Here is a 12,884-nt window from a genome sequence, read left to right on the forward strand (position 1 = left end):
CCGCGGCTCCGCGTTCGATTATCGCAAGCGGGAGTCCGAATGGGGGCACCGCCCACGCCCTTAAGGCTGTGGGGGAGAAACGGCGTGAAATGCGGCCCAGGGGATGATGGTGGCACCCGGCGGGGGACATGCGAAAGCCGCCGGGTGCGGAGTGACCCGGCGGCTTCGAGGTTTTCGAGTGTGCCGCGGGTCAGCCGGCTACTCGTACGGCCAGCGCGTCACCGATCTCGGACGTGCTGCGGGCCGGCTTGCCGGTGCGCTCCGCGAGGTCGGCGGAGACGGCCTCGTCGATACGGGCGGCCTCGGCCTCGTAGCCGAGGTGACGCAGGAGCAGGGCGACGGACAGGACCGTGGCGGAGGGGTCGGCCTTGCCCTGGCCCGCGATGTCGGGCGCCGAGCCGTGCACGGGCTCGAACATCGAGGGGAACTCGCCGGACGGGTTGATGTTCCCGCTCGCGGCGACGCCGATGCCGCCGGAGACGGCCGCGGCGAGGTCGGTGATGATGTCGCCGAAGAGGTTGTCGGTGACGATCACGTCGAAGCGCTCGGGCTGCGTGACCAGGTAGATGGTCGCCGCGTCCACGTGCATGTACTCGGTGGTGACGTCCGGGAACTCCGCCGCCACCTTGTTGAAGACGTTGGTCCACAGGTGCCCCGCGAAGGTCAGCACGTTGTTCTTGTGGATCAGCGCGAGCTTCTTGCGCGGGCGGGCCTGGGCACGGGCGAAGGCGTCGCGGACCACGCGCTCCACACCGAAGGCCGTGTTGACGGAGACCTCGGTGGCGACCTCGTGCTCGGTGCCCTTGCGGATCGTGCCGCCGTTGCCGGTGTACGGACCCTCGGTGCCCTCACGGACCACGACGAAGTCGATGTTCGGCTCGCCGGCCAGCGGGGTGGCGACACCCGGAAGGAGCTTCGACGGACGCAGGTTGACGTGGTGGTCGAAGGCGAAGCGGAGCTTGAGCAGGAAGCCGCGCTCAAGGACACCGGACGGGACCGACGGGTCACCGATGGCGCCGAGCAGAATGACGTCGTGCTTCTTCAGCGCGTCGAGGTCGGCCTCGGTGAGGGTCTCACCGGTGGCGTGGTAGCGCTGGGCACCGAAGTCGTACTCCTTGGTCTCCAGCTTCACATCCTGCGGAAGGACGGCGGAGAGGACCTTCAGACCTTCGGCCACGACCTCCTGGCCGATGCCGTCACCGGGAATCACTGCGAGATTGATGCTGCGAGACATGTCGGCACCCTACTCCCCGTCCCATGGGATGACACGCCATGTCCGCGATACGGACAGGCCGATGGCCGGGGGCGACGGAGGGCTCCGACTGGTCGCCCCCCGTTCACCCGTACGTATGGCGGGCGTTGGCCTTCGCTGGGAACTTCCCTTTCATGGACCTTCCCGACTTCGGCATCCCGCCGCAGCTCGCCCGCCGGATGAGCATGGCCGAGCAGCACGAGTACCTGCGTACGAAGCTGTCACGGCGCCGCACACTGGTGACGGCGGGCGCTGTGGCGGCGGGTGGGCTGCTGACCGGCTGCGGCGGCCCGGGAGCGCCGAGTACGAACCCGTCGCCCGCGACCTCGAAGGTCCACGGCTCCGTCGTCTCCCCCTTCGGCCGCCACCTCTCCTTCGGCGCCGACCCCAAGACGCAGATGCGCGTCTCCTGGCAGGTGCCGCTCGCGGTGAGGAAGCCGTACCTGCGGGTCGGCCTGAAGCCCGACGACCTGGGCCGGAAGATCGGGGCCGAGGTCCGCGACCTGCACACGCCGGGCGTGACGGGCGTGCGCTCGGCGCTGGAGCAGTACTACCTCCATGCCGCCCTGGACGGCCTGCGCCCCGGCACGACGTACTACTACGGCGTCGGCCACGAGGGCTTCGACCCGGCCTCCGCCGCCCACCGCTCGACCATCGGCTCCTTCCGTACAGCGCCGGCGGCCCCGCGGAGCTTCGTGTTCACGGCCTTCGGCGACCAGGGCGTCAGCCAGGCAGCCGCCGCCAACGACCACGTCATCCTGCGCCAGAAGCCCGCCTTCCACCTCCACGCGGGCGACATCTGCTACGCCGACACCAACGGCCAGGGCAAGAAGTCGGACGGCTACGACCCCGCGTTCTGGGACCTGTTCCTCAAGCAGAACGAGTCGGTGGCGAAGTCGGTCCCGTGGATGGTGACGACCGGCAACCACGACATGGAGGCCTGGTACTCGCCGGACGGCTACGGCGGCCAGCTGGCCCGCTGGTCCCTCCCGGACAGCGGCTTCGACGCCCGCACGGCGCCGGGGGCGTACGCGTTCACGTACGGCAACGTCGCCTTCGTGGCGCTGGACGCGAACGACGTGTCGTACGAGATCCCCGCCAACTTCGGCTACACGGACGGCAAGCAGACGAAGTGGCTGGACAGCAAGCTGGCCGAGCTACGGGCGGCGAAGTCGGTCGACTTCATCGTCGTCTTCTTCCACCACTGCGCCTACTCGACCTCCGCGCACGCCTCCGACGGCGGCGTGCGCGCCGAGTGGCTGCCGCTGTTCGCCAAGCACCAGGTGGACCTGGTGATCAATGGCCACAACCACGTCTACGAGCGGACCGACGCGATCAAGGACGGCGAGGTCGGCCGGCCCGTGCCCATCGGTGCGTCGACCGATCCGACACGGGACGGGATCGTGTACGTCACGGCGGGCGGCGGCGGCCGTGACCTGTACGGCTTCCCGGTGGGCGTGAAGGAGAGCTACGAGGGGCACGTCACGCGGCACGACTCCGTCGACACCTTCCAGTGGACGAAGTCGAAGGCCTCAAGCAAGGAGACCGTGGAGTGGTCGCGGGTGCGCTACCGGGGCTTCTCCCTCCTCGCGGTGGAGGTGGAGAGCGGCCCGAAGCCGGTCCTCAAGGTGTCGGCGCTGACGGACGACGGCAAGCGCGTCGATCACTTCGAGGTGCGGCGCGGGGCGTGAGTCCGCGCCGCACCCCGAACGGGTGCGGCTCCCGGCTTACCTGCGGTGTTGCTGCTCAGTGACCCGTCGAGCCGCCGTTGTCCCTGCGGTCGAGGGCGCGCTGGAGGGCGGCTGCGGCGTTCTTGCGGTCGGACTCGCTCGTGCGGGAGATGTGACGGACTCGGCGGCGTGCGGTCGTCTCGGCCATGGAGAATCGACTCCTTCGACATCCTGGAGTGCGGAAAGGGGTTACGAGACGCCGGATGGGGCGGGGAGCGGTGCCGCAGGGGTTGCCTGCACGGGGCCCGGCTCACGACCGCCATTCGCTTGGTCGAGCGAGACGTTCGGCTCCTACAAAAGTAAGGGAGCAACCCCGGTCTGTCTCCACAATTACTCGGACTTCCTACTATCTGAGACGGCGGGGTGAGTCACACGGCTCTGACCTGGGGTTTCATGAATTTCCCTCCCGCCGTCGTTTGATCTTTCAGCCCGTCCGTCGTTTGATCTTTCAGCCCGTCCGTCGTTTGGTCTTTCAGCCCGTCCGGCGTTTGAGGACGAGGCCGTTCAGGCCGATGGGGGTCCAGGGGGCGGAGCCCCCTGGCGGGGTCGAAGGGGCGGAGCCCCTGGGGACGGGGCGGGAAGGGGCGGCGGGGGCGAAAACACCCCGGCCGGCACCCCACGCAGGGTGCCCAACTCTCCCCACCGGAGCAAGGATGGACCCAGGCGGCCACACCCCGCCCCCGGTCCGGGAGGGAGACCCGATGACCACGGAACACCCCCGCACACTGGCAGTGACCCAGCACCGGTTCGGCGCCCCCGAGGTCCTGCACCTGGAGGAACACCCCCGCCCCACACCCGCCCCCGGCGAGATCCTGCTCCGAGTCCGCGCGGCCGGCGTCAACACCGTGGACCTCCTGGTCCGTTCGGGCACAGCCCCGCTGTACGGGAACCCACCCTTCACGCTGGGAAGGGACGTCTCCGGCACCGTGGAAGCCGTCGCGGAAGACGTCACCCGCCTCCGCCCCGGCGACGAGGTCTTCGGCAAGATCGACGCCGGCGGATACGCCACCCACGTCACGGCCCCGGCCACCCACTTCGCCCCGAAGCCCGCCCCCCTCGACCACATCCACGCGGCGGCGGCCCCCACGGCCACACTCACCGCCTGGCAGGCCCTGATCGACATCGCCCAAGTCGGCCCGGGAACCCGCGTGTTGATCCACGCGGCGGCCGGCGGCGTCGGCCACGTGGCGGTGCAGCTCGCCAAGGCGGAGGGCGCCCACGTCGTCGCCACGGCCCGCGCCGACCGGCACGACTTCCTGCGCGACCTCGGCGCCGACGAGCTCGTCGACTACACGACGACCGACTTCACCGACGCCGTGCACGACATGGACGTGGCCCTCGACCTCATCGGCGGCGACTACGGCCCGCGCACCCTGAACACCCTCCGGCCCGGTGGCCTGCTGATCTCGGCGATCCCCGGCGATCTCGGGCTGGCCCCGGAGGACGTGGAGGCCCGCGGCATGCGCTTCACGGTCGTCCAGGCGGAACCCTCCGGAGAACGCCTCGCCAAGATCGCCGCCCTGCTGGCGAGCAACCGCATCCGCATCCACGTGGAGGCGGCCCTCCCTCTCGCCGAGGCGGCCAAGGCGCACGAGCTGGGCGAGGCGGGCCACGCGAAGGGCAAGCTCGTCCTCGTGCTCCCCGACTGACTCCTGCTGAGCAGCGGATCGGATCGCCCACACGACTGATCCTCCGCACGGCACGCGACACCGAAATCCAACAACGGGAACGGTGAGGTCATGAGCGACAAAGGCAAAGCATTCCTCGAAGGCGGCCCGGACGATCTGCGCGACCGGATCGTCCAGGTCACGACATCCGGAACGGATCTGAAGATCGAGCTCCGGGGCGGCTACGAACACTTCAGGCCGACCCCGCGCCAGACGGAGACGTCCGAGGGGAAACTCCCCGTCTACGTGTGGTGGGAGCGGACGGAGCTGCCCGGCTAGTACCGCGGCCGGCAACGTTTGCGCGACGGGGCGAACGTTGCCTGTTGCGGCACTGGCTCACCGCAGCGCCGGCGCCACCGTCCGGCGGAAGCCCTTCGGGTCGTCGGTCCACACCATGTGCCCCGCGTCCGGCAGAACCACCCGTCGGACGCGCGGCAGGGCGCGCTCCAGGGAGTCCACGGCAGAACGCGGCCGGATGTCGTGGGCTCCGTCGACGATCAGCACGGGCACGTCCAGGTCCCGGCAGGCGGCGTACAGCTCGGGCGTGCCCCAGCTGCGCTCGCGTTCGGCGTTGAGGACGTTGTTGCACTCGTAGTTGATCCCGAACCAGGGATCGGCCATCCGACCGGAGTGCTCGAGTGCCCTCTCGCGTTCCTCGAACTCGGCCGACCACTGGAGCACCGCCCACTCCCGCTCCTCCTCCTCGGAGCGCTCGGCCCGGTCCGTCAACTCCCGCCAGCGGGCGAGCCGTTCAGGACGCTCACCGAGCCGGGCGAGAAGCCTGTCCACGAAGGCGTCGTGCCAGTCGGAGTCGGGCCCGATGCCCGTACCCGCCACGTACACCAGCCCGCTCACCCGCTCCGGGTGCGCCAGCGCATAGCTCAGCGCGAGCTGCGCACCCCAGGAATGGCCGAGCAGGCGCATCCGCTCCAGCCCGAAGTGCCGTCGTACGGCGTCCAGATCGGCCACGAACCGCTCGCTCGTCCACGGCCCCGCACACCGCTCCGAGCGCCCGCATCCTCGCTGGTCCCAGCGGACGACCGTGGCCAGGTCGGCCAGCTGCCCCGCCACGTCCTCGAACATGTCCCACAGCCCGGGTCCGCCGTGGCACAGCACCAGGGGCTCGCCCCGGCCGGAGGCGCTCGCCCACAGTCGTACGCCGTCGTCCGTCGTCACCGTCATGACGCCATTGTCCGCGCACGGAAAGGCCGGGCCGCCTGCTCAAGGTCCGGCCTTTCCGCATGAGTTGGCATGAGTCGGCGGCTCAGCCCATGTGCGGGTACGTGTAGTCCGTCGGCGGGACCAGCGTCTCCTTGATGGCGCGGGTCAGGGTCCAGCGCTGCAGGTTCTGCGGGGCGCCGGCCTTGTCGTTGGTGCCGGAGGCGCGGCCGCCGCCGAAGGGCTGCTGGCCGACGACGGCGCCGGTCGACTTGTCGTTGATGTAGAAGTTGCCGGCCGCGTAACGCAGCTTCTCCATCGTGTACGCGGCGGCGGCACGGTCGTTGGAGACGACCGAGCCGGTCAGCGCGTAGTCGGACACCGACTCCATCTGGGTCAGCATCTCCTCGTACTTGTCGTCCTCGTAGACGTGCACGGCGAGGAAGGGGCCGAAGTACTCGGTGCGGAAGACCTCGTTCTCGGGGTCGATGCACTCGACGACGGTCGGGCGGACGAAGTAGCCGACCGAATCGTCGTACGAACCGCCCGCGACGATCGTGCAGTTGGGGTCCGCCTTCGCGCGGTCGATGGCGGCCTTGTTCTTGGCGAAGGAGCGGTCGTCGATGACGGCGCCGATGAAGTTGGCGAGGTCGGTGACGTCGCCCATGGTCAGGTAGTCGACCTCGGCGGCGAACTCCTCCTTGAAGCCGGAGTTCCAGATGGACGCCGGGATGTAGGCGCGGGAGGTCGCGCTGCACTTCTGGCCCTGGTACTCGAAGGCACCGCGGGTGAGGGCGGTCTTCAGGACCGCGCGGTCGGCGCTCGGGTGGGCGACCAGGAAGTCCTTGCCGCCGGTCTCGCCGACCATGCGGGGGTAGGTGCGGTACTTCTCGATGTTGTTACCGACCGTCTTCCACAGGTACTGGAAGGTCTTGGTCGAACCGGTGAAGTGGATGCCGGCCAGGTCACGGTGCTCGAGGGCCACCTTGGAGACCTCGATGCCGTCACCGGTGACGAGGTTGATGACGCCCTTGGGCAGCCCCGCCTCCTCCAGCAACTGCATGAGCAGGACGGCCGCGTGGGTCTGGGTCGGGGACGGCTTCCACACCACGACGTTGCCCATCAGCGCGGGGGCGGTGGGCAGATTGCCCGCGATCGCGCTGAAGTTGAACGGCGTGATCGCGTAGACGAAGCCCTCCAGCGGGCGGTGGTCGAGGCGGTTCCAGACACCGGTGGAGTTGGCCGGGGGCTGCTCGGCCAGGATCTGGCGGGCGTAGGCGACGTTGAAGCGCCAGAAGTCGATGAGCTCGCAGGGACAGTCGATCTCGGCCTGCTGGGCGGTCTTCGACTGGCCGAGCATGGTGGACGCGGCGAGCGTCTCGCGCCACGGTCCGGACAGCAGCTCGGCCGCGCGCAGGATGATCGCGGCACGGTCGTCGAAGGACATCGCGCGCCAGGCGGGCGCGGCGGCGAGGGCCGCGTCGATCGCGTCCTGCGCGTCCTGCTGGGTGGCGTTGGCGTACGTGCCGAGGCGGGCCTTGTGGTTGTGCGGCTGCACGACGTCGAAACGCTCGCCGCCGCCCATCCGCTTCTCGCCGCCGATCGTCATCGGCAGGCCGACCGGGTTCTCGGCCAGCTCCTTCAGCTTGGCCTCCAGCCGGGCACGCTCGGGCGAGCCGGGGGCATAGCCGTGCACCGGCTCGTTGACGGGGGTGGGGACCTGGGTCACAGCGTCCATGAGATCCGTAACTCCTTGAACTTGAGCGGGTGTTCGGGCCTTGAGGGGTGGCTAGCCCTTGCTGATCATGCTGCGGAGGAAGAAGCGCAGGTTGGCGGGCTTCTCCGCCAGCCGGCGCATGAAGTAGCCGTACCAGTCCGTGCCGTAGGCCGTGTACACGCGCATGCGGTGCCCCTCGGCGGCCAGCCGCAGGTGCTCGTCGCTCCTGATCCCGTACAGCATCTGGAACTCGTACTCGTCGAGCTTGCGCCCGGCCTTGCGGGCGAGCTCCTGGGCGATGGAGATGAGCCGCGGGTCGTGGGACCCGATCATCGGATACCCCTCGCCCTCCATCAGAGTCCCGAGGATCCGGACGTACGCCTTGTCGATCTCGTGTTTCTGCTGGTACGCGACCTCGGCGGGCTCCTTGTACGCGCCCTTCACGAGCCGCACGCGGCTGCCGCTGCCGGCGAGGCGGCGGGCGTCGGCCTCGGTGCGGAAGAGGTAGGCCTGGATGACGCAGCCGGTCTGCGGGAAGTCCTTCCGCAGCTCCTCGTGGATGGCGAACATCGAGTCGAGGGTGGTGTGGTCCTCGGCGTCGAGCGTGACGGTCGTACCGATGGCGGCGGCGGCCTCGACGACGGGCCGCACATTGGCTAGCGCCAGCTCGTGGCCGCCCTGGAATGTCGGGGCGGGCCCGGAGGGCCCTTCGAACAGGGCGGTGGTGGGCGACGGGAGGGATTGCCCGAACATCGAGAGCTTCACCGACATCTCGACCTGCTCGCCCAGCTCCAGCCCCTTGAGCCGGTCGACCAGCTCCAGGTACGCGTCCCTGGCCGCGGCGGCCTGCTCGGGGGTGGTGATGTCCTCGCCGACGACGTCCATCGTCAGCTCCAGGCCCCTGCCGGTGAGGCCCTTGATGACCGGCACGATGTCGTCGACGGTCTCACCGGGGATGAAGCGGTCGACGACCTGCCTGGTCACCGGGGCCGCCGAGATCAGGCGTCGCATCCGGTCGCTGCGCGACGCGGCAAGAATCACGGGACCCAGCACGGGGCACCTCCACAAACCAGCAGACAGGACCACCGTGAAAACTAAGGATCCCTCCGATCGTCGACCATCGACAGCTGTCACGCATCCGTGCCGCAGATCTCAGACAGATGTATGAAGGGGCTTGGGAAATGCGGGAGAATGCCCGAGTGACAGCCGACTACAAAGGTGACTACCAGGAGCTGGTCGACGAGATCTCGGAGCTGCTCGGCGTCCCCGCGACCCTGGAGAGCCGGGACTTCGAGCTGATCGCCTTCGGCGCGTACGACAGCGAGGGCGACCTCGACGCGTCGGATCTGGATCCGGTGCGCACCCGCTCGATCCTGACGCGGCGCTCCACGTCCACCGTCCGCTCGTGGTTCGAGGGCTTCGGCATCACCCGGGCGACGGGCCCGGTCCGTATCCCGCCGACGCCCGAGGCAGGCGTGTACCGGGGACGCATCTGTCTTCCCGTACGCCATCGGGGCGTCGTCCTGGGCTACGTCTGGCTGCTGGACTCCGACCCGGGCCCGACCGAGCAGCAGCTGAGCGCGGCCATGGACGTGACGGTCCGCATCGGCGCACTGCTCGCGGACGAGGCCCAGCACGGCGCCGACCTCACCCGGGAACTGCGCGCGGTGCTCACCGCCGAACGCGGCTGGCCGCAGGACATGGCGGTGGCGGAGCTGCGCACCGCGCTGGGGTCGCGCGCGGACGGCCTCCACACGGTCGTCTGTGTGACGCCGTGGCCGTCCGCCGACCCGGACGACGCCCCTTCGGTCCGTACGGTGCCGGGGGCGACGGCGTTGTGCATGGTGCCGTGGGGAGCCGAGTCCCAGTCCCTCGCCCTGCTGGTGCGGCTGCGCTCGGCGGACGTCCTGACCCCGGCGACCTCGGCGGCGGGGCGGTTGCTGGAGCGGGCGCGGCTGCTGGACCGCGGCGGCACCGCGGCGTCCGGGATCGCCACCGCGCGCACGGGCCTCGCGGAACTGGCGACCTCCTGGCGAGAGGCGTCCGGGGCGGCGCGGGCCGCGCTGGCGGAGCCCCGGCTCGGCCCCGTCGCCGAGTGGGCCCGCATCGGCCCGTTCCGCCTGCTGACCTCGCTGCCGCCGGAGGTGGCCCACGACCCGGTGATCGGCTCCCTCCTCTCCCCCGCCCACCGCGAACTGGCCCGCACCGCCGAGGTCTACCTCGACTGCGCGGGCCAGGCCGGCCGCACCGCCGCCGAACTGGGCATCCACCGCCAGACCCTCTACTACCGCCTCTCCCGCGTGGAGAAGCTGACGGGCCTCGACCTGGACGACGGCGAGGACCGGCTGCTGCTGCACATGGTGTTGAAGGGGGCACGGCTGTAGCACGGGGACGGCGGACGGCATGGTCCACTCCGGGCATGCCGCTGCTGATGATCGACCCGACGGCACCGGCGCCTCGCTCAACGGCGCCTGGATGATCGGTGATTCACCGCAGGCCGACATCCGGGGCGCGATCAACGTCGACGCGCACAGTGTGTGGGTGTCGGGCGGCCGGCCATGGACCGAAGGCGCCTACCGGCCCACCCACATCGCCCCCGACACCGCGTCCGCCATCGACCACGTCGTCAAGGTCACGGGCTGACGCCACCGAGGAGGTCGGCGACCGCGGCGATCCCTTCCACGATCGCCCGCTCCGTCACATCACCGAATCCCAGGACGAGTCGGTCCGGGGACGCGGCCCCCGAGGACCGGCACGCACTCATGCCGTACAGGCCCACCCCCCGGTCGCGCGCCTCGGCCACCACTGCCCTCTCCTCGACGCCCGACGGCAGGTGCGCCACCGCGTGGAACCCCGCCGCGAGCCCCGACAGCCGTACCGCCGGGGCGTGTTGGGCGAGGGACGAGACGAGGGCGGTGCGGCGGGCCGAGTACGTCGTGCGCATGCGGCGCAGATGGCGGTCGTAGCGGCCGGACTCGATCAGGCGGGCGAGGGCGAGCTGGTCGAGGGCGGGTGAGCCGCGGTCGGCGATGCGTTTGAGGTCGGTGAGCGGCTCGGTGAGCGCCGGCGGGCACAGCAGCCAGCCCAACCGCAGCGCGGGGGCGAGGGACTTGCTGACCGTGCCGATGGAGATCACGCGATCGGCGGCCAACCCCTGCAGGGCACCCACCGGTTCGCGGTCGTAGCGGAACTCGGCGTCGTAATCGTCCTCGATGACGTACGCGTCCCGCCGCTCGGCCCACTCGATCAGCTCGTGGCGACGGGCGGGCGCCAGCACCACACCCGTCGGCCACTGGTGGGCGGGCGTGACGATCACCGCCCGGGCGCCGGTCGCGTCCAACGCCCGTACGTCGACGCCGGCTTCGTCGACCGGCACCGGTACGGCCGTCAGGCCCGACGCCTCCGCGGCCGCCGTCGCGGTGGCGGGGCCGCCGGGGTCCTCGTAGGCGACGACGCGCACTCCGCCGCGGGCGAGGGCGCGCAGGGTGAGGCTCAGGCCCTGCGCGTAGCCGGAGCAGACGACGGTCCTGGCGGGGTCGGCGGCGGCGCCGCGCACCCGCCGCAGGTATCCGGCCACCACCTCGCGCAGGGCCGAACTGCCGCGCGGATCCCCGTAGTCGAACTCCGCGGTCGGCATGGTGCGGGCCGCCTCCCTGGTCGCCCACAGCCAGTCTGCGAGCGGGAAGGAGGCCAGGTCCGGGACGCCGTGCCGGAAGTCGGCGATCAGCCGGGGGCGGGCGTGGGGCGGGGGTGCCGCGGGGGGCGGCTCCACCTGCGCGCAGGCCGCCACGCGGGTGGCCGAGCCGACGCGGGTGACGAGGTAGCCCTCGGCCTGGAGCTGGGCGTAGCAGTCCTGGACGAGACCGCGGGACAGGCCAAGGACGCGGGCGAGCTCGCGGGAGGACGGAAGGCGTTCACCGGCCTGCAGCCGGCCCGAGCGGATCGCGTCGCGCAGCTGCCCCTCCAGCTGCGCACACAGCCGCTCCCCACCGTCCCGGTCGACGGTCAGAAGAAGTTCGGGCGACAAACCGGCCCACTGCACAGCCATGGAATTGGAGCTTAACGGGGAGCCGGTCGAAACCTAGCGTCGTAGTCATGACGACTTCGCCGGACTGCCCCGCCCAAGTGATCACTCCGCCCGCGCCCCTGCTGTCGCGTCCCCTGCTGCTCCGCTTCGTGAGCCTGATCGGCGCGAGCGTCAGCTTCTTCCTGCTGCTGTCGGTGGTGCCCGCCTACGCCGCCGAGGCGGGCGGCGGGAGCGCGGCGGGCCTCGCCACCGGCTCCCTGATGCTCTCCACGGTCCTCGGCGAACTGGTCACTCCCCGGATCGTCGCGCGCCACGGATACCGGGTGACCCTGATGGCCGGCCTGTTCCTGCTCGGCGCCCCGGCCGTGGTGCTCACGGTCTCCGGGAGCATGGCGTGGATCGTGGCGGTCTGCCTGGTGCGCGGTCTGGGCTTCGCGCTGACGATCGTCGCGGGCGGCGCCCTGACCGCGTCGCTGATCCCCGCGCAGCGGCGGGGCGAGGGCCTGGCCGTGGTGGGCGTGGTGTCCGGGGTGCCGTCGCTGATCGCCCTGCCGCTGGGGCTGTGGCTGGTCGGGCAGGTGGGGTACGGGACGGTCGCCGTGATCGGCGGCGTGGCGGCGCTGGCGGCGATCGCCTCCGTGCTCGGGCTGCCGGACCGGGCGGCGCGGGCGGAGAAGCCGAAGGTGTCGGAGGATCCGAAGGAGCCGGAGGAGTCGATCGGCGTGGTCCGCGGGCTGCGCACGGGCGCCCTGCTGCGACCCGTCGTCGTGTTCGCCGCGACCGCGACGGCCGCCGGGATCCTGGTCACCTTCCTGCCGCTGGCCGTCCCTTCGGCGTCCGCCGCCGTGGTCACCGTGGCGCTGTTCGTGCAGCCCGCCGCCTCGACCGTGTCCCGCTGGCTGGCGGGCCGGTACGGCGACCGGCACAGCAGCGCCCGCCTCGTCCTCCCCGGCCTGCTCCTGTCGGCGGCGGGTGTGCTGGTCATCGCCGCGACCGGCAGCGTGGCGGCCGTCATCGCGGGCACCGCCCTGTTCGGGGCCGGCTTCGGCATCGCCCAGAACGCCACGCTGACGCTGATGTACGCGCGGGTCTCGGCCTCCTCCTACGGCACGGTCAGCGCGCTGTGGAACCTCGCGTACGACGGCGGAATGGGCGTCGGCGCCGCCGGCTTCGGTGTCCTCGCGGGCCTGACCGGCTATCCGTGGGCCTTCGCGGTGACGGCGGTCCTGATGCTGGGTGCCCTGGCACCGGCCCTGCGCGATCTCCGCCACACCGGCTACTGAAAATGATTGTCATCATGCTACGGTCGGCGCACTCGTCCTTGACCACCCCT

General features: G+C 70.9%; 12 protein-coding genes. 6 read left to right on the forward strand and 6 right to left on the reverse strand.

The window, feature by feature from the left end:
* Positions 1-190: 190 nt before the first annotated feature.
* Positions 191-1,234, reverse strand: coding sequence for a 3-isopropylmalate dehydrogenase (locus OG303_RS16695; protein ID WP_405869175.1), 1,044 nt, complete (start codon positions 1,232-1,234; stop codon positions 191-193).
* 152 nt (positions 1,235-1,386) lie between these two features.
* Here OG303_RS16695 and OG303_RS16700 point away from each other — a divergent pair, with 152 nt between their 5' ends.
* On the forward strand, positions 1,387-2,943 hold the full coding sequence (locus OG303_RS16700) for a purple acid phosphatase family protein (RefSeq protein WP_405869176.1): 1,557 nt from the start codon (positions 1,387-1,389) through the stop codon (positions 2,941-2,943).
* A gap of 55 nt (positions 2,944-2,998) precedes the next feature.
* Here the strand turns inward: OG303_RS16700 and OG303_RS16705 are convergent, their stop codons facing one another.
* The gene (locus OG303_RS16705) at positions 2,999-3,130 is read right to left on the reverse strand and encodes a hypothetical protein (protein WP_107056436.1); all 132 of its coding nucleotides are present in this window, start codon (positions 3,128-3,130) and stop codon (positions 2,999-3,001) included.
* Positions 3,131-3,683: 553 nt separating this feature from the next.
* Here OG303_RS16705 and OG303_RS16710 point away from each other — a divergent pair.
* Both OG303_RS16710 and OG303_RS16715 read left to right on the forward strand, forming a co-directional pair.
* Complete coding sequence (locus OG303_RS16710; RefSeq protein ID WP_405869177.1) at positions 3,684-4,631, forward strand: NADP-dependent oxidoreductase; 948 nt, start codon at positions 3,684-3,686, stop codon at positions 4,629-4,631.
* A gap of 90 nt (positions 4,632-4,721) precedes the next feature.
* A complete protein-coding gene (locus OG303_RS16715; RefSeq protein ID WP_405869178.1) occupies positions 4,722-4,928 on the forward strand; it encodes a DUF5988 family protein in 207 nt (68 codons plus the stop codon).
* Between the two features lie 57 nt (positions 4,929-4,985).
* Here OG303_RS16715 and OG303_RS16720 read toward each other — a convergent pair whose 3' ends face one another.
* From OG303_RS16720 to OG303_RS16730, 3 genes are all read right to left on the reverse strand, one after another.
* Entirely contained in the window at positions 4,986-5,831 is an 846-nt protein-coding gene (locus OG303_RS16720) for an alpha/beta fold hydrolase (RefSeq protein ID WP_405869179.1), read from the reverse strand.
* Positions 5,832-5,913: 82 nt separating this feature from the next.
* Entirely contained in the window at positions 5,914-7,545 is a 1,632-nt protein-coding gene (gene pruA / locus OG303_RS16725; protein ID WP_405869180.1) for an L-glutamate gamma-semialdehyde dehydrogenase, read from the reverse strand.
* Between the two features lie 51 nt (positions 7,546-7,596).
* Positions 7,597-8,577, reverse strand: a complete 981-nt coding sequence (locus OG303_RS16730) for a proline dehydrogenase family protein (RefSeq protein ID WP_405869181.1) — start codon at positions 8,575-8,577, stop codon at positions 7,597-7,599.
* Positions 8,578-8,705: 128 nt separating this feature from the next.
* Between OG303_RS16730 and OG303_RS16735 the strand changes: the two genes are divergently transcribed.
* Together OG303_RS16735 and OG303_RS16740 are read left to right on the forward strand one after the other, a co-directional pair.
* On the forward strand, positions 8,706-9,908 hold the full coding sequence (locus OG303_RS16735; protein ID WP_405869182.1) for a PucR family transcriptional regulator: 1,203 nt from the start codon (positions 8,706-8,708) through the stop codon (positions 9,906-9,908).
* Positions 9,909-9,927: 19 nt separating this feature from the next.
* A complete protein-coding gene (locus OG303_RS16740; protein ID WP_405869183.1) occupies positions 9,928-10,167 on the forward strand; it encodes an HAD hydrolase-like protein in 240 nt (79 codons plus the stop codon).
* Here OG303_RS16740 and OG303_RS16745 read toward each other — a convergent pair.
* Complete coding sequence (locus tag OG303_RS16745; protein ID WP_405869184.1) at positions 10,157-11,572, reverse strand: PLP-dependent aminotransferase family protein; 1,416 nt, start codon at positions 11,570-11,572, stop codon at positions 10,157-10,159. The two genes, OG303_RS16740 and OG303_RS16745, sit on opposite strands and share 11 nt — an antisense overlap.
* Before the next feature lie 47 nt (positions 11,573-11,619).
* On the opposite strand from OG303_RS16745, the gene OG303_RS16750 reads away from it, so the two are divergent.
* Entirely contained in the window at positions 11,620-12,834 is a 1,215-nt protein-coding gene (locus OG303_RS16750) for an MFS transporter (RefSeq protein WP_405869185.1), read from the forward strand.
* Positions 12,835-12,884 lie beyond the last annotated feature (50 nt).

The organism is Streptomyces sp. NBC_00005 (genome assembly GCF_045160215.1).
In the GTDB taxonomy this organism is placed as follows: Bacteria; Actinomycetota; Actinomycetes; order Streptomycetales; family Streptomycetaceae; genus Streptomyces.

What these genes read in the sequence shown, in the direction of transcription:
- OG303_RS16695 (WP_405869175.1), bottom strand. Translation starts at nt 1,234, where the DNA reads ATGTCTCGCAGCATCAATCTCGCAGTGATTCCCGGTGACGGCATCGGC.
- OG303_RS16700 (WP_405869176.1), top strand. Translation starts at nt 1,387, where the DNA reads ATGGACCTTCCCGACTTCGGCATCCCGCCGCAGCTCGCCCGCCGGATG.
- OG303_RS16705 (WP_107056436.1), bottom strand. Translation starts at nt 3,130, where the DNA reads ATGGCCGAGACGACCGCACGCCGCCGAGTCCGTCACATCTCCCGCACG.
- OG303_RS16710 (WP_405869177.1), top strand. Translation starts at nt 3,684, where the DNA reads ATGACCACGGAACACCCCCGCACACTGGCAGTGACCCAGCACCGGTTC.
- OG303_RS16715 (WP_405869178.1), top strand. Translation starts at nt 4,722, where the DNA reads ATGAGCGACAAAGGCAAAGCATTCCTCGAAGGCGGCCCGGACGATCTG.
- OG303_RS16720 (WP_405869179.1), bottom strand. Translation starts at nt 5,831, where the DNA reads ATGACGGTGACGACGGACGACGGCGTACGACTGTGGGCGAGCGCCTCC.
- pruA (WP_405869180.1), bottom strand. Translation starts at nt 7,545, where the DNA reads ATGGACGCTGTGACCCAGGTCCCCACCCCCGTCAACGAGCCGGTGCAC.
- OG303_RS16735 (WP_405869182.1), top strand. Translation starts at nt 8,706, where the DNA reads ATGCGGGAGAATGCCCGAGTGACAGCCGACTACAAAGGTGACTACCAG.
- OG303_RS16740 (WP_405869183.1), top strand. Translation starts at nt 9,928, where the DNA reads ATGGTCCACTCCGGGCATGCCGCTGCTGATGATCGACCCGACGGCACC.
- OG303_RS16745 (WP_405869184.1), bottom strand. Translation starts at nt 11,572, where the DNA reads ATGGCTGTGCAGTGGGCCGGTTTGTCGCCCGAACTTCTTCTGACCGTC.
- OG303_RS16750 (WP_405869185.1), top strand. Translation starts at nt 11,620, where the DNA reads ATGACGACTTCGCCGGACTGCCCCGCCCAAGTGATCACTCCGCCCGCG.